Source organism: Pectobacterium jejuense (assembly GCF_026800125.1).
Taxonomy (GTDB): domain Bacteria; phylum Pseudomonadota; class Gammaproteobacteria; order Enterobacterales; family Enterobacteriaceae; genus Pectobacterium; species Pectobacterium jejuense.
Genome location: NZ_JAPQKX010000007.1, coordinates 58,741 through 74,576, shown reverse-complemented (window position 1 = coordinate 74,576; position 15,836 = coordinate 58,741). Strand labels below are relative to the sequence as shown.

18 protein-coding genes are annotated in these 15,836 nt (G+C 53.4%); 6 read left to right on the top strand and 12 right to left on the bottom strand.

Features of this window, described 5'->3' with window-relative positions; all coding sequences use genetic code 11:
• Nucleotides 1-179 precede the first annotated feature (179 nt).
• The gene (gene ypfH, locus NXT09_RS14040; protein WP_240584794.1) at nucleotides 180-797 is read right to left on the bottom strand and encodes an esterase; all 618 of its coding nucleotides are present in this window, start codon (nucleotides 795-797) and stop codon (nucleotides 180-182) included.
• Nucleotides 798-962: 165 nt separating this feature from the next.
• The gene (locus tag NXT09_RS14035; RefSeq protein ID WP_268580081.1) at nucleotides 963-1,190 is read right to left on the bottom strand and encodes a DUF1272 domain-containing protein; all 228 of its coding nucleotides are present in this window, start codon (nucleotides 1,188-1,190) and stop codon (nucleotides 963-965) included.
• A gap of 196 nt (nucleotides 1,191-1,386) precedes the next feature.
• On the opposite strand from NXT09_RS14035, the gene NXT09_RS14030 reads away from it, so the two are divergent.
• Nucleotides 1,387-1,758 carry a hypothetical protein gene (locus NXT09_RS14030; protein WP_268580080.1) on the top strand — a complete coding sequence of 124 codons (372 nt, stop codon included), beginning with the start codon at nucleotides 1,387-1,389 and terminating at the stop codon, nucleotides 1,756-1,758.
• An 88-nt stretch (nucleotides 1,759-1,846) separates the two neighbouring features.
• Complete coding sequence (locus tag NXT09_RS14025) at nucleotides 1,847-2,191, top strand: DUF7668 domain-containing protein (protein WP_268580079.1); 345 nt, start codon at nucleotides 1,847-1,849, stop codon at nucleotides 2,189-2,191.
• Between the two features lie 21 nt (nucleotides 2,192-2,212).
• On the opposite strand, the gene NXT09_RS14020 is transcribed toward NXT09_RS14025, so the two are convergent.
• From NXT09_RS14020 to NXT09_RS13990, 7 genes are all read right to left on the bottom strand, one after another.
• Nucleotides 2,213-4,267: a tRNA(Met) cytidine acetyltransferase TmcA gene (locus tag NXT09_RS14020; protein ID WP_268580078.1), complete on the bottom strand. Its 2,055-nt coding sequence runs from the start codon at nucleotides 4,265-4,267 to the stop codon at nucleotides 2,213-2,215.
• Nucleotides 4,268-4,284: 17 nt separating this feature from the next.
• A complete protein-coding gene (locus tag NXT09_RS14015; RefSeq protein WP_010286516.1) occupies nucleotides 4,285-4,737 on the bottom strand; it encodes a DUF441 domain-containing protein in 453 nt (150 codons plus the stop codon).
• A 219-nt stretch (nucleotides 4,738-4,956) separates the two neighbouring features.
• The gene (purC, locus tag NXT09_RS14010; protein ID WP_010286515.1) at nucleotides 4,957-5,670 is read right to left on the bottom strand and encodes a phosphoribosylaminoimidazolesuccinocarboxamide synthase; all 714 of its coding nucleotides are present in this window, start codon (nucleotides 5,668-5,670) and stop codon (nucleotides 4,957-4,959) included.
• A 147-nt stretch (nucleotides 5,671-5,817) separates the two neighbouring features.
• The gene (gene bamC / locus NXT09_RS14005; protein WP_268580077.1) at nucleotides 5,818-6,855 is read right to left on the bottom strand and encodes an outer membrane protein assembly factor BamC; all 1,038 of its coding nucleotides are present in this window, start codon (nucleotides 6,853-6,855) and stop codon (nucleotides 5,818-5,820) included.
• A 16-nt stretch (nucleotides 6,856-6,871) separates the two neighbouring features.
• Nucleotides 6,872-7,750 (bottom strand): 4-hydroxy-tetrahydrodipicolinate synthase, encoded by an 879-nt coding sequence (dapA, locus tag NXT09_RS14000; protein ID WP_010286511.1) that lies wholly within the window; start codon nucleotides 7,748-7,750, stop codon nucleotides 6,872-6,874.
• Between the two features lie 214 nt (nucleotides 7,751-7,964).
• Nucleotides 7,965-8,327 (bottom strand): cupin domain-containing protein, encoded by a 363-nt coding sequence (locus NXT09_RS13995; protein ID WP_240584780.1) that lies wholly within the window; start codon nucleotides 8,325-8,327, stop codon nucleotides 7,965-7,967.
• Between the two features lie 76 nt (nucleotides 8,328-8,403).
• Nucleotides 8,404-9,216 (bottom strand): AraC family transcriptional regulator, encoded by an 813-nt coding sequence (locus tag NXT09_RS13990; protein ID WP_268580076.1) that lies wholly within the window; start codon nucleotides 9,214-9,216, stop codon nucleotides 8,404-8,406.
• Nucleotides 9,217-9,375: 159 nt separating this feature from the next.
• Here NXT09_RS13990 and NXT09_RS13985 point away from each other — a divergent pair, with 159 nt between their 5' ends.
• The 4 genes from NXT09_RS13985 to arsC all read left to right on the top strand — a co-directional run bounded on the left by NXT09_RS13985 (nucleotide 9,376) and on the right by arsC (nucleotide 12,513).
• Nucleotides 9,376-9,927 (top strand): glycine cleavage system transcriptional repressor, encoded by a 552-nt coding sequence (locus tag NXT09_RS13985; RefSeq protein WP_180775701.1) that lies wholly within the window; start codon nucleotides 9,376-9,378, stop codon nucleotides 9,925-9,927.
• 78 nt (nucleotides 9,928-10,005) lie between these two features.
• The gene (bcp, locus tag NXT09_RS13980; protein WP_010286501.1) at nucleotides 10,006-10,473 is read left to right on the top strand and encodes a thioredoxin-dependent thiol peroxidase; all 468 of its coding nucleotides are present in this window, start codon (nucleotides 10,006-10,008) and stop codon (nucleotides 10,471-10,473) included.
• 169 nt (nucleotides 10,474-10,642) lie between these two features.
• Nucleotides 10,643-12,106 (top strand): beta-barrel assembly-enhancing protease, encoded by a 1,464-nt coding sequence (gene bepA, locus NXT09_RS13975; RefSeq protein WP_268580075.1) that lies wholly within the window; start codon nucleotides 10,643-10,645, stop codon nucleotides 12,104-12,106.
• A gap of 14 nt (nucleotides 12,107-12,120) precedes the next feature.
• Nucleotides 12,121-12,513: an arsenate reductase (glutaredoxin) gene (arsC, locus tag NXT09_RS13970; protein ID WP_268580074.1), complete on the top strand. Its 393-nt coding sequence runs from the start codon at nucleotides 12,121-12,123 to the stop codon at nucleotides 12,511-12,513.
• Nucleotides 12,514-12,551: 38 nt separating this feature from the next.
• Here arsC and hda read toward each other — a convergent pair whose 3' ends face one another.
• From hda to upp, 3 genes are all read right to left on the bottom strand, one after another.
• Nucleotides 12,552-13,259 (bottom strand): DnaA inactivator Hda, encoded by a 708-nt coding sequence (gene hda, locus NXT09_RS13965; RefSeq protein WP_268580073.1) that lies wholly within the window; start codon nucleotides 13,257-13,259, stop codon nucleotides 12,552-12,554.
• A 99-nt stretch (nucleotides 13,260-13,358) separates the two neighbouring features.
• Nucleotides 13,359-14,648, bottom strand: a complete 1,290-nt coding sequence (uraA, locus tag NXT09_RS13960; RefSeq protein WP_094370181.1) for a uracil permease — start codon at nucleotides 14,646-14,648, stop codon at nucleotides 13,359-13,361.
• A 339-nt stretch (nucleotides 14,649-14,987) separates the two neighbouring features.
• Nucleotides 14,988-15,614, bottom strand: coding sequence for a uracil phosphoribosyltransferase (gene upp, locus NXT09_RS13955; protein WP_010286492.1), 627 nt, complete (start codon nucleotides 15,612-15,614; stop codon nucleotides 14,988-14,990).
• Nucleotides 15,615-15,836 lie beyond the last annotated feature (222 nt).

The following is a 15,836-nucleotide window of genomic DNA, read 5'->3' as shown; positions in this document are numbered from 1 at the left end:
GAAATGAGCAATAAGATAATCAGATGGAATAACAAAATAATTTGAGCAGCATGATAAAACGTGAGCAGATTGAACAGCGCAAGGCGTTGATCCTTTAAAGCCAGCCTATAAAGAACCGGGCATTTAAGGGAACAACGCACATGCAGCTTGAAGTATGACGGGTATAGCGGGATAGATTTTTATTTGAGGTAAGACAAGGCCTGTTTCAACATCCGTTCATCAATGCCGTGCCCGACAGCGGGGGCAACATCCAGCGTAAACGACGTCCCCAGTTCCTGAAAGCGCTGAGCGGCAGCATGCGCATGTCCAACCACAATTACGCCGTCCGCTTCACCGTGAATCAGGTGCACTGCAACATCAGCAAAGGCTTTTTCTGGCAGCACAGCAAAGCGACCGCTGAACGCGATAATGTGCCCAGCCAGCGAGGACTCAGACTTCAACGCCTCCAGCGACATAATGCTGCCTTGCGAGAAGCCCACCAGCACGGTTTGTTCCGCACTCATACCGCTTTGTTCTTGCCAGTAGCGCACCGTCTCAATAAAACGCGGCAGATTCGCCTCAATACGAGAGAAACGATTCTCTTCCGTGATTCCCTGAACAGAGAACCACTGCCGCCCATCGCCGTAACCGCTGCTGAACGGCCCGGCAATGCTGATCACCATCGCCTGCGGCAAGGCGGCCGCAAAATAGCGCCCAATCTGCGCCATACCTGCGGCAGTATCACCCACGCCATGAAACAGCAGGATTAACCGATTCGCTTCCGAAGGCTGCTGAACAACAACATAATCTTGATTCACATTTCTCTCCTGAAGGCATGCGCCGAACGCGTCACCTGCCGATAGTCGTCATAAAGTACGGTTAGCTCTCACTATACGCCGCGCAATAACAGGAGAAATCGGGAATTACTGAATGAGATGTTCCATTTTTTGCAACGACAAAAGGGATATCCCGCCCTCGCCTTATCAGTGCGGTTTGATAATACGGATGGTTGAAGCCGGATCGTTCGCCAGACAGCGTGCCGGACGCACTGGCCGTTTGACTAACTCACCGCCGCAGTTCGGGCAGGCGTGATGAAATACGGCATCCGCACAGTCAGGACAGAACGTACATTCGTAGGAGCAGATATACGTTTCGGCGTCCGGCGGCAAATCACAATCGCAGTGCTCACAGTTGGGGCGTAATTCCAGCATCGGCTTATCCTGACTCAGCAAAAATAATGAGATTCTCGCTGTCACTTTCCTGTGGTTAGCGCACAACGATCGGTGAAAGGGAATAAGGTTCTTTTCTACCAGAAACCCCGGCAATAGCAAATGTGCGGCAAAAATTCGCAGGCCGTCGCTGATGATGTAGAGTGGGACGGTTTCGTTCAAGGCAAGGAAGTGAGAGATGGCAGGTGACAGAGAAGAAATGTATCGGCTTGCGGGCGATCTATTAAGGGGCATCCAACATGGCGATCCCGCGACTTTATTGGATTTTGGTGTGAGCCCTGCGATTTACGAAGAGATTCTTGAGGAGCTGGATAGCGCGGGGGAAAACCTGACAGATTTGGCGATTCCACCTTATGACGTTGCCTTTACCCCCGACAAAACAGGCCGGGTTCCTCTGTGCAGCTACGCAACAGACGCCGAACCTCAGCGCAAGCGAGTGGAATGTCAGCTCTGGTCTGGAAAGCAAAAGACCGACCTCACGTTAATTGCCGACTATTCTGACAAACAGGGGAAAAACCCGCTGATTTTCCGACTGTTAGAGACGCAGTAATCCAATTCTAATTTCCCTATTCGATGTGCCGAACGACCATCCATATGGCGATCAGCGTTCATCAAATGAACCGCCTAGAGGGGTTAAAATGAGAGCCAAACATATTAACGATGCTGTCAAAAATTTGGTTTCACTCCTTGTTAAGGCTGAATTTGATTTGCTGGATGAGTATGGAATGCTTGGGCCAAGCACAAAGGTTGAATACGCTGATGCCCTCAAAAATTATCTGGGTCAGGATAATCAATTGGTGATGCCACCTGATGCTTATTTTGATCGATTAGATATTTATGAAACGAAACAACAAGATAAAGTGCGAGTGGATTTTGATCTTTGGGATACATCTGGCTTTTGTGATTTAACCGCGAAAATATCTGTCAGCACGTTACCGGATAATACCTACTTTGCTGTTCTGTACGATTTGCGAGTTTTGTAGTCTTCAATGACACAACATCCGTCAATCATCGCCTAATAGTACGGTTCTTCGCCAGCGCTCACACCGCTGTGCATCGAGCTCGACCAGCGCTGCGGCAGTTTCTTCTCGCCAGCGCTTCAGAAGTGTTTTCCTGCCGGTCAACCCCAGTGTCGTAGCTATCTGTTCGCCTTCTACCGGCTTTTCTGCCAGCAGGCGTAGCGCAGGTAACGGCAATGTGGTGTGAATCAACAAGCGGCAAAGTGCGGCGAAACTGACCTCCATCGGCCGATGCGCAAACGCAAAACCTGCCAGCTCACGCCAGTCGTCTTCATCCAGTTCAGTATTTCCTGTCTGCGGCAGTGCGAGGTTCAGCGGAATCAGGCGCTGTAACCAACGCCAGTCACGCGCTAGCTGTTGGCTTCCCTGCTCCACCAGTTTATGCCCCGCTTCACTTAGCGGTAGTATCGCCATCGCGCTGTAACAGCCGCTGCTGGCTTCAAGATGGCTGCCGATACGCACCAGTTGAAACCCACACGACTGCCAGAACGCCCACAGGTCTGGCTGATAGCCAAAGCTAACCGACAGATAATCCAGCGCCTGTCGCTGTGCCTCGCGCATCTGTTCTGCAATGAGCGCCCGGCCAATCCCCTGCCGGCGAGATGACGATGCCACTGCAATCCGGCTCACGCGGCGAGCACGCAGCGTCGGCGCATGCCATAAACCCGCATGTGCCGCCAGCGACTGCGCCACCAGATTACCGCGTGGGCGTCGTCGTCCTGCCCACACTTCATGAGCCAGCGAGGCAGACAATCCGCCTTCCTCCACCAGCCACAGCACACCACACATCTCGCCCGCCACCTGTGCGCTGGTAATATGCATGCCCGGCGCATCCATCAGGCGGCGCAAATCCAGAGGCGAAGTACGGTAATGCGCGCTGCACAAAAGCGCGTAGCACCATGCCAGACGCTCAGGGTGCGTCAGCCAGTCGTCGGCACGTTCGATTCGACTTTCCAGTGCTGAAGGTGGAATAGGTCGATCGGGCTGTTGCGGGGAATGAAACGCTTCGGGTTCGTTAAATAACAACGCCTGATCCAACACCCGTTCCAGTGGATCGTTCGCGGCCCAGCGCAGAGGCTCGTCCAGCGTAAACGCCCGCCACTGCGGCAGCGTCGCACAAAATTTCAGTAGAAATCCCCGTCCGGTACCTTCATATCCCTGTACCGTCGTGGTCATCAGAATACGGGGAAAATACGGCAACAGCGCGGAGAGCACGGAAGACGGAATCGCCGCCGCTTCATCAATTAACAACCAGTCGATATTGGGAGCGCCATGAAGGCGGCAGTGTGCCAGCAGCGCATCCGGTGCCCAAAACTGCGCATCGGCCCGCGCGTACTGTTGCAGAATCTCCGCCGCCGCACGGGAAGGTGCGGTAATCCAGCAGGTTCCGCGACTGCGCTGCGTCAGCATTCCCGCCAGAGCCGATTTCCCTCGTCCACGCGGTGCGGTAATCACAAATACACCAGATTCTGCGGCATTCAGCTCATGCAGAATGTGCTGCTGCTGCGCTGTCGGTTCACCGTTCGCAGGCTGCCAGTCAGTGCGTTCGCCCAGTGGACGAATCACGAATGTCTGATCTTGCTGCCAGAGAACCACGTCTTCATCGGCCAACAGCTGGCGCTGAAAATGTTGAATAAAGTGCGGGGTGGCAATCGGCTGTTCTTGTTCGCTCCAGCGCAGGCTGTCTTCATCCGGCTGCGCCGGCCATTGCTGCCACGACGGCACCAGCATGATCAGCCAGCTACCGACCTGTAGCGTGCCTGACAGCATCGCCAGCGCCTCGACGTCCACGCCTTTGCGCGCATCAAACACCGCGTGAAGAAACTCTCGCCCCAGTAGCGTCCGCACTCGACTAGCTGGCAGCGCGGTGACGGAATCAGGTGCGGACTCGCCGATCCACAGCCAGTCGCCAGACGATTGGCGGCTGAGCGCCAGCGCCTGTTCTTCACACCAGCTCGCCTCACCGCTTAGCACCAGTAATCGCCGGACGCCATAGCGCTGCTGCTGGCGTTGTCTGTGGAGAAAATCACGCAACATCATCACACGCGCCGGATCAATCAAGTCTTGCCAATCAGCAGGGAAAGCAATCCTGCGGCGATCAGCGGCCCAACGGGAACGCCACGAAACAGCGCCACGCCCATGACCGTGCCCACCAGCAGCCCCGCCACCACGGAGGGCTGGTTGCTCATCAGCGACACTCCGCGTCCGCCAAGCCAGGACACAGCAACGCCAATGAGAATTGCCAGCAGAGATTTCCAGTGCAGGAAGGAATGCATGACTTCACTGGCGGTAATTTTTCCACTGGCAATCGGTGCCATCACGCCAATCGTCAGAATGACGATACCGATGCTCAGGCCGTATTTTTCCACCCACGGGAAATAGCTGTTCAACGGTGTGATACGTACCGCCAGCAGAACCAAAATCGCCAGCGTGACGGTCATGTTGTGACTGATGATACCCAGCCCCGCCAGGACGAGCAGAATTAACAATGTTGGATCGAGATAAGTCATGGATGCGAGTCTGTCGAAAGTAGTCGGATTGAGCGTTAAGCAAACCGCGATGATAGCATTAATCGGGGTCAGGGGCAGGAATCGAAGTCAGGGCCAAGTGAGCAAATCATTCGGGCAGAGACGAGAAGAGAAAGGCAGCTTTTCGCGAGGAAAATCGGCAAAACATTCAGGCCGCCAGCCTATCACCGACTGGCGACCCGAACGTAAACGATTGCGCAGTTAGTCTAATTTTACGCCGATACGGTGCGCAACTTCTTCATACGCTTCAATCAGGCCACCGAGGCTCTGACGGAAACGGTCTTTATCCATTTTGTTCAGCGTTTCTTTGTCCCACAGGCGGCTACCGTCTGGTGAGAACTCATCACCCAGCACGACTTCACCTTTGAACAAACCGAACTCCAGCTTGAAATCGACCAGAATCAGCCCGGCGTCGCCAAACAGTTTGCTCAGCACGTCGTTCGCCTTGTAGCTCAGCTCTTTCATGCGAGCCAGATTCTCTTCGTTCACCCAGCCGAACGTCTTGCAGTAAGATTCGTTCACCATTGGGTCATGCATCTCGTCGTTTTTCAGGAACAGATCGAACAACGGCGGGTTCAGCTCGATGCCTTCTTCGATACCCAGACGTTTTACCAGCGATCCCGCCGCGCGGTTGCGCACGACACACTCGACCGGCACCATGTCCAGTTTCTTCACCAGCACTTCATTGTCAGACAGCAGGCTCACCATTTGCGTTGGGATTCCGGCTTCTTCCAGTTTGCTCATGATGAAATGGTTGAACTTGTTATTCACCATTCCTTTACGGTCAAACTGCTCAATGCGTGCACCGTCTCCTGCTGATGTATCATTGCGGAACTCCAGCACCAGTAGATCGGGATCTTCGGTGGTGTAGACGGTTTTCGCCTTTCCACGATACAGCTCAGCTAGCTTTTGCATCTTTAATTACTCCACACAGTGAGGGTCAACAAGTACGACCCGATATTTAACGCTTCCCCGAACGGTTGCCGATAGCGCCCGTCAATTCGGGTAGAGATTGTTGAATGAAGAAGGGCCGGATAATCCGACCCTTGGTTTACTTATGCGTTATTTACTGAACGCCGCCTGGAATACGGCCACCAGTGCATCATTCTGAGACTGGGTTAGCGTATGCCCTTTGGAGTCGATAAATTGCAGACTGCTGCGGTTATCTAAATCGCCGACCTGCAATTTGTAATCGCCGTTAGGCAGTTCAGGATTTTTCGCGCCCAGGTCATCCCAGGTTCCGCCGCTCGGCGCACGATACGTCACGGAGACAGAACCCTGCGGACGGCTGCGATCGTTAACCTTCATGCCGATTTTGTCCAACGCGACAGGCAGACGATCCCACACCACGGTATACGGGCCGCGCACAATCAGCAATGGCAGGCCTGTGTCATCCGCCCCACTCTGCACATCCAGCGAACCAATGGTACGGTTTGCCAGTGCGTTTTCGCGTGCAGTTGCCTGAGAATCCAGACCATTGCTAAGCGCATTCAGCATCAAGCCGGTGTAGCGCCGGGCCTGATCGCCCGCCGTCACCGGCTGACCGTTCAGCTGTAATCCCAGCAGTTTCACGACCAGTGCGACCTGATAACCCTGCTGCTGCACGGAAATCTGATAACGCCCTTGATACGGGACGTCTTCATCTTCACGCGGCCATGAGATCCAATCAGTCGTCAACGTTTGGCTGGCATCCTGACGGTTAGCAATGGTGAACGCTTTGTCTTGCAATACGCGGATAACCTGAGACCAGAGCTGGCTGTTTTGCGCGCTGTTTTCTAACAACAGCGTTGCCGTATCTCCTGAGATCTGGGTACGGGAACCATTCAACAAAGCCAATGGCTGCACTGGAGGACGGATATCCAGCTCTTTGCCGACCGCACCATTCAGGGTAACTGGCGGTATATCATAATCCCCGTTCTGCACCGGTAAAATCATCCCGGCAGGCGTATTCAGCGCGTGCAGCGCCGGTGCCTTCAGATAGGATTCATCGCCACTGACCTGACGCTTATAGCGCTGATCGCTGGAACAAGCCGCCAGCAACATCACGAGTGATATGCCAACAACTTTCGCCACCATCGACTTTTGTAATGAATAACTCATTAAATCTCCCTAACGATTACAGCAAACCCGCTTGCTTAAGTGCTTGCCCCATCACCGTACGACCGGAATCGGTCAGCGGTGTCATCGGCAGGCGCAGCGTATCGGTCGCCATGAGTCCCAATTCCTTACAGGCCCACTTCACCGGAATAGGATTGGGTTCAACAAATAATTTCTGATGCAGTGGCATCAGGCGCTGATTTAAACGGCGCGCTTCGACAAAATTACCCTGCGCTGCCAGCTTGCAAAGTTCCGCCATTTCACGCGCAGCAATGTTCGCCGTTACGGAAATCACACCGTTACCACCAAGTTGCATAAAGTCCAGACCGCTGGCGTCATCGCCGCTCAGCAAAATGAAGTCTTCACTAACCAGCTCTTGGATCTGGCTTACCCGACTTAAGTTCCCCGTCGCTTCTTTAATTGCGACAATATTTTTCACTTCGGACAAACGGGCAACGGTTTCCGGCAGCATGTCACAGCCGGTGCGGGAAGGTACGTTATACAGGATTTGCGGCAGATCGGTATGCTCGGCAATCGCTTTGAAGTGCTGGTACAGGCCTTCCTGCGTTGGTTTATTGTAGTACGGTGTGACCGTCAGGCAGCCAACAACGCCGGTGCCATGAAAGCGTTTAGTCAGTGAAACGCCTTCAGCGGTAGCATTCGCACCGGTTCCAGCGATGACAGGAATACGTCCGTCGCTCAGTTCCAGCGTCAGCAGCACGACATCGCCATGCTCGTCGTGACTCAGCGTGGCGGATTCCCCCGTCGTGCCGACAGAGACAATCGCCGATGTACCGCTAGCGACATGATAATCAATCAGTTTTTTCAAGCTCGCCCGATCGACAGCGCCTTTGGCGTCCATCGGCGTAACTAGCGCAACAATACTTCCCGTAAACATTGGCCATCCCCTCCACAAACAAGTGCTTCATGGTACTTTTGACTTCTATGCAAAAGCAAGCGGACAAGGGCGTTGTAGGTGCCTGACGCAGGTTTTTTTATGACGCAGTAAACGAAATTAAAAATGCTTCTGATGTTTTGGTACAAAAGCAGCCCGTTTACTGCGGCTTATCCGTCACTCGCGGGACGTTTCAGGTTGTTTTTTACTCAGCCGTTCAAATCCAAATATCATTTTCAGCCGTCCGCTCGCCGCCTTCATGACCCGTATTCAGCACGCCTTTGGGTTCAATGAGCAGCATTTTTACTTCGTGTTCTGCATAAGGCTTATGTTCAACGCCGCTTGGGACAACGTACATTTCCCCAGCATTGATGTGCACATCGCCATCACGAAAATCGATTCTCAGTTGGCCTTCCAGCACGATGAACGTTTCGTCCGTTTCAGGATGGCAATGCCAGATGAAATCGCCCTGAATTTTAACGATTTTAAACTGATAGTCATTCATCTCAGCAATCACTTTCGGCTGCCAGCGATCGTCGAATAACGCTAACTTTTGGGCAAAATTAATGGATTTATACATATCGTCTCTCCTTATGATGACGCCCTCAGGCTAGCGAAGCAGAGTACCGATTGTATTGAACGATTGTGCAAGCAAGCTAAAACGCAGTGAACATGCGCTGCCAGTGACCGGGAGAAAGGCCAAATGCCTTCACGAAATGGCGCGTCATATGGCTTTGATCGGCGAAACCGGCTTGAGCAGCAATATCGACGAGGTTACCACCGGCCAGCATGAGCCGCCGGCAGTGTTCAAGACGGCGCATGGTGACGTAGCGGTACGGCGTGGTGCCGAAGAGTGCGCGGAAATCGCGTGTCAGGCTCCAGCGGTCCCGGCCGCTCACCTGTGCCAGCTCATCAAGCGTAATGGTTTTATCAAAGGTATCATGAATATATTCACGCGCCCGCTCAGCAGCCTGATAGTCGAATAAACGCCGCGGATGCCGCTGCCCCCCCACAGCCGATAGCGCCTGCGCCAGATCGTAGAGCACATCGTCTTCTTCCAGCTCATCAAACGCTTCTTCCATCGCTCTAAGCAGCGGTTCTGTTGCCGCAAACAGACGTGGATCGTTGGAGATACCGCCGTTAATGAAGGGCAAAGGTTTACCACCGAGTATTTTTTGAATCAGCGCAGGCTCAACATAAATCATGCGGTACTGAAAGCCGTCGACAGAACCCGCTTCGCCATCATGAATCTCATCCGGATGAAGCACCAGCGTTCCCCCCGGCACGCTATTGCACAGGCTGCCGCGATAGTGAAAACGCTGCACGCCGGATAACGTCCGTCCAATCGCATAGGTATCGTGTCGGTGGGGATCGTAGCCATGGCCACGGAAAAAAGCCTCAATTCGTTCGAACGAGGCGGGATGCTGAGCCTGTTTTACCCAGTCGTTATTTATTTGATGGCGTCGCATGATGAAAGGCGCTTATCTCCAATGACCAATGCTTACCTTAGCGCGGATTGTCCACAATCACGAAATATTGTCTGATATACCGCAAGCGGCGTTAAAAATTGCTCCAGGCAATTTTTTATGTTTACCATGTGATTAATGGGAAAAAAGACAGGAAGCATGATGTTGCCAAGCTCACAAGAACACTATCTGGTTATTACCGCGCTGGGAGTCGATCGCCCCGGTATTGTCAATGCGATTACGCGCCACGTCAGTAGCTGTGGCTGCAACATCGAAGATAGCCGTCTTGCTATGCTGGGCAAAGAGTTCACCTTCATTATGCTGCTGTCCGGTAGCTGGAACGCGATAACGCTGATTGAATCAACCCTGCCGCTCAAAGGCGCGGAGATGGATTTGCTGATCGTGATGAAGCGGACGGAGTCACAGGCTAGCCAACCAACCCCTTCTACCGTCTGGGTGAAGATTGACGTTGCCGACTCCCCTCACATCATCGAGCGTTTTACCGATTTGTTCGATTCTCATCAGCTAAACATTGCTGAGCTGGTTTCAAAAACCCAGCCTGCCGAGGGTGACAAGCCGCCGCAGCTGTATATTCAGATTGCCGCACACAGCTCTGCCACGCTGGATAGCTCAATTATTGAGCCAGCCTTTCATCAGCTATGTACAGAATTGCACGCACAAGGCAGTATTAGCGTCGTTAACTATGCCCAGTAGCATTTGTGCCCAATAGTATTGGGCCGCAAGATTATGGGTATATCCACAGCATGAAGAGAAACAAGACGGAGAGTCGTGATGAACACACTGAAAGCCGGTGATATTGCACCGAAATTTAGCTTGCCCGACCAAGATGGCGAACAAGTAAATTTAACCGACTTCCAGGGACAGAAAGTGTTGGTGTATTTCTACCCTAAAGCGATGACGCCAGGATGCACCGTTCAGGCCTGCGGCCTGCGCGATAATATGGACGATTTGAAAAAACATGGCGTTGAAGTTCTCGGTATTAGCACGGACAAATCAGAAAAACTGTCCCGCTTCGTCGAGAAAGAAGTCTTAAATTTCACGCTGCTTTCTGATGAGGATCATCAGGTTTCAGAAGGATTTGGCGTTTGGGGAGAAAAAACCTTCATGGGGAAAACCTATGACGGTATTCATCGCATCAGTTTCCTGATCGACGAAAACGGCAAGGTAGAGAAGGTGTTTGACGACTTCAAAACCAGCAACCACCACGACATCGTTCTCGATTATCTGAAAAACGCCTGATTCGCGGTTTTCAGTTCGTCCACCGGCACCGTCATACGTGCCGGTTTTTCCTACCATTCTCTCTCTTCACCACGTTTTTCCCGCTCGGGCATTTCTTTGTCTGCCATCGCTGGCTAAGATAGTCAGCAGAATGTTTTCACGTTAGCTGTTGATAAGGTTATCTTCCGTTATGTCTATTCGGTTAAGAAAAACGGTCATGTCCGTCCTGTTTGGGGCATTACTGGCTGGCAACCTGCTTCCTGCTCAGGCCGACACGCAGGATCGGCTGCCGGATATCGGCACCACCGCAGGCGGTACGCTCAGTATCAATCAGGAGCTGGCGATGGGCGATTTTTACGTCCGCCAGCTGCGGGCTGGTGCGCCGCTTATCAACGATCCGCTGCTGTCAAATTACATTAACCAGCTCGGCAACAGATTGGTCAAACAGGCTGATTCGGTGCGTACGCCGTTCCATTTTTACCTGATCCGCAATGATGACATCAACGCCTTCGCCTTCTTCGGCGGCAACGTAGTGCTGCATTCCGCGCTGTTCCGCTATGCCGATAGCGAAAGCGAACTGGCCTCGGTGCTGGCGCATGAAATCTCTCACGTTACCCAGCGCCATCTGGCACGCAGCATGGAATCACAACAGCGTAGCGCCCCACTCACCTGGGTCGGCGCGCTCGGCTCGATTCTGCTGGCGATGGCCAACCCACAGCTGGGGATGGCGGCGCTCAGCGGTACATTGGCGGGTGCGCAGCAGGGCATGATTACGTTCACGCAGTCGAATGAACAAGAAGCAGACCGTATCGGTATTCAGGTGTTGCAGCGCGCGGGCTTTGATCCGCAGGCCATGCCGAATTTCCTGCAAAAGCTGGCGGATCAATCTCGCTATGCCTCCAGACCGCCGGAAATGTTACTGACTCACCCCTTGCCGGAAAGCCGCCTGTCCGATGCCCGCAACCGCGCCAACCAGATGCGCTCCACGCCGGTACAATCTTCTCAGGATTTCCTGTTCGCCAAAATACGCACCTTTGGTATGTATGGTTCACTGGAGCGTCCGCTGAACAACGATCTGCTGGAGCAATGGGAAAAAGGCAACGTGCGGGAGCAGCTGGCCGCGAAATATGGCCGCGCGATACAGTTTTATCAGGCGAAGAAGTACGATGAGGCGCGTAATGTGCTGCAACCGCTGCTAAGCAGCGCGCCTGAAAATCCGTGGTTTCTGGATATGATGACGGATATCGATATAGGACAAAGCCGCGCAACACAGGCTATCGCCCGTTTACAAAACGTGCCCGGAATGCAGGCGAACCCGGTACTTCAGCTTAATCTGGCGAATGCTTATGTGGAAGGGAAACAGCCCGCTGCCGCCAGCAAAATACTGTATCGCTACACCTACGCGCACCCTGACGATTCGAACGGCTGGGATCTGCTGGCACAAGCCGCCGCAGCACAAGGACAGCGGGCAGAAGAACTGGCCGCACGAGCGGAGAGTCTGGCACTCAGCGGTCAGCTCGATCAATCTATTCGGTTACTGAGCAACGCGAGTTCACTGGTTAAATTGGGGAGTCTGGAACAGGCGCGTTACGACGCCCGTATTGATCAGCTCCGCCAGTTACAGCAGCGCTTCCGCCAGTACCAGAAATCCTGATAAGGAGCATGACGATGACACAATCTTCACCCCAACTTTATTCACCCCAACCCGCCGTGACGATTTACCACAACCCACGCTGCTCCAAGAGCCGTGAAACGCTGGCGCTGCTACAGGAACACAATATTACGCCCGACGTCGTACTCTATCTCGACACGCCGCCCGATGCCGCAACGTTGGTTCAGCTTATCAAGCAGTTGGGCTTGACTAGCGCGCGCGAATTGATGAGAACCAAAGAAGAGATTTATCAGCAGTTGGGGCTGTCCGACGCTGCACTAACGGAAGCACAGCTGATTCAGGCGATGATCGATAATCCGAAGCTCATCGAGCGCCCCATCGTCGTGGCACAGGGTCAGGCACGTATTGGCCGTCCGCCGGAACAGGTACTGGAAATACTGTCGTTGTAAGTGATCCTCAACGACGATCTTTTAACAGTGATCGTTAACTACAGACCGAGGATCTCTTTCACAAAAGGAATGGTCAGCTTGCGCTGTGCAGTGATGGAAGCATGGTCGAGCTGATCGAGCGTCATAAATAACGTACGCATTTCCCGATCCAGACGCTTAAGCAGAAAACGGCTGACGTCTTCCGGCAATTCGAACCCGCGCAGTCTGGCACGCAGCTGTAGCGCTTCCCCTTTCTCATCATCCGACAGCGGCTGCAGCTTGTAGATTTGTCCCCAGTCGAGACGAGAAGCCAGATCGGGCAGCCCTAAATTCAGCTGACGCGGCGGACGATCGCCGGTAATCAACAGCCGGGCACGCCCTGTTTCCTGAATGCGGTTATACAGATTAAACACCGCCATTTCCCACTCATCATCACCCGCAATCGATTCGATGTTATCAATACACACCAGCGCCAGTTGCTCCATCCCTTCCAGCACGTCCGGCACAAAATAGGCGCGTTTATCTAACGGCACATAGCCCACCGCGCGTTCCTGACGCGACAATTCGGCACAGGCTGCATGCAGCAGATGGCTGCGCCCGCCCCCTTCGCGTGACCAGAAATAGATGTAGCTACCATGCTCCTGATACAAAGCATTATTGACGGCGGCAAGAAGAGACGCGTTTTCACCCGGATAGAAACTGGCAAATGTTTCGTCATCGGGTAAGTAGAGTGGCAATGAAAGCTGTGCCGGCGTGTTCAGAATCACCTCAAGCAAAACGGGCAGGAAATCGGATCGAGTTTATCACAGAAACTGGGCCCTGTTGAGGACGCGATCGTCACGGCCTCAACAGGGAGAATGACGCGGTTATGAACGTGCGTCGTTCTCTTCCGGCGCATCGAGGATCTCTTCCTCTTTGCGGAACAGGCTGATGACCTTAAACACCAGGCTCATACCGATACCGACAACCGTCGCCAGTGCCATACCTTTCAGTTCGGTCGCGCCCAGATGCACTTTCGCGCCGCTGACACCGATGATCAGAATCACGGAGGTCAGGATCAGGTTTTGCGCTTTGTTGTAATCCACTTTGGATTCAATCAGCACGCGAATACCGGATGCACCAATTACGCCGTACAGCAGCAGCGACACGCCGCCCATAACAGGAACCGGTACAGCCTGAATCGCCGCCGCCAGTTTGCCCACGCAAGAGAGCAGAATCGCGAGGATTGCCGCACCGCCGATCACCCAGGTGCTGTACACTTTGGTGATCGCCAGCACGCCGATGTTTTCGCCGTAGGTTGTGTTCGGCGTAGAGCCAAAGAAGCCGGACAGCACGGTAGAAATGCCGTTGGCGAACATGGAACGGTGCAGCCCCGGTTCACGCATCAGGTCTTTCTTCACGATATTCGCCGTCACTACCAGGTGACCAACGTGTTCCGCAATCACCACCAGCGCCGCAGGCAGAATCGCCAGAATGGCAAACCACTCAAAACGTGGCGTATAGAATGTCGGCATCGCGAACCAGTGCGCTTCACGAATCGGAGTCAAATCCACCACGCCCAGCGCGAACGACAGCGCATAGCCAGCCAGTACCCCGATCAGAATCGGGATGATTGCCAGAAAGCCGCGAAACAGCACAGACCCCAGAATGGTGATCGCCAGCGTCGCCAGTGAAATCGTCACAGCGGTAGAATCGACAGAAGTGCCATCGGCAGGCAGCAGCCCGGCCATTCCCGCCGCGACACCCGCCAGTTCAAGGCCGATAACGGCGACAATCGCCCCCATCGCCGCAGGCGGAAACAGCACATTCAGCCAGCCGGTGCCCGCTTTCTTAACAATCAGCGCCACCAGACAGAACAACACGCCGCACATGATGAACCCCCCCAGCGCGACTTCATATCCCAGCGGTAATAGCAGTAAAACCGGAGAAATGAACGCAAAGCTCGATCCCAGATATGCGGGGATTTTGCCCTTACAAATGAATAAATAAAGCAGCGTCCCCACACCGTTGAATAACAGTACGGTAGCCGGATTGATCTTGAACAGAATGGGTACCAGAACGGTAGCGCCAAACATCGCGAACAGATGCTGGAAACTCAACGGGATGGTTTGTAACAAGGGTGGTCGTTCACTTACCCCGATGGCGCGACGAGTCATCTTCAATATCCTCTGTAGTGTTGCTATTTATGTGTGCAGGTAGACCCGCACTTCTTATGACAGCCAGACTCATCCCGCCCCACCGTAGTGAAGCAGAATCATGTTGACTGCTGATGTATAAAAGAACCGCGTGTGACGTAACACAGGCTGTGGCGCACTATAGGCAATACCAATACCCTAAATAATTCGAGTTGCGTGAAGGCGGCAACCGCACGAATCTCCAGGAGCTTACACAAGTAAGTGACTGGGGTGAGTAAGGGCGGCCAACGCACAAGCAGCTTGAAGTATGACGGGTATGCTTGCGCCAAAAAAAAGCCGACTAATAAGTCGGCTTACCTGTTATTTCGTACCAAATATTTTATCGCCCGCATCACCCAGGCCCGGCATGATGTAACCCTGCTCGTTGAGGCCTTTATCGATGGATGCCGTGTAAAGTTCGACATCTGGGTGGGCTTTTTCCAGTGCAGCAATCCCTTCTGGAGCCGCAACCAACACCAGCACCTTAATGCTGTGACAACCCGCTTTTTTCAGCAGATCGATCGTCGCGATCATTGAACCACCGGTTGCCAGCATAGGGTCAACAACCAGCGCCATGCGCTCTTCGATATTGGAAACCAGCTTCTGGAAATAAGGAACAGGCTCCAGCGTCTCTTCATCACGGTAGATGCCGACAACGCTGATACGCGCGCTAGGGACATTTTCCAGCACGCCTTCCATCATTCCCAATCCTGCACGCAGAATCGGTACGACGGTAATCTTTTTGCCTTTGATCTGATCGACTTCAACCGGACCGCACCAGCCATCAATGGTGACTTTTTCGGTTGCCAGGTCAGCCGTCGCTTCGTAAGTCAGCAAACTTCCGACTTCGGACGCCAGCTCACGAAAACGCTTCGTGCTAATATCGTTCTCACGCATCAAACCCAGTTTGTGTTTGACGAGTGGGTGTTTCACCTCGACGATCTTCATCATTATCTCCCCATCGGCTAGTGGACGGACAAAAACGCCAAACGCGTTTTTAAACACCGCTTGCGGCGGCCCGCAGGGCGGCGGGCACAAGAGCCCGTCGTAAAAAAAATCGCGGGATTATACCGCCTTTTTTACTTAGCGCCATATGATTAAGCCTGATCCAGATCAACCGAGGGGAGAAATTGTCGCCATTAACGAAAAATAGCCAGCCGATGACTCATC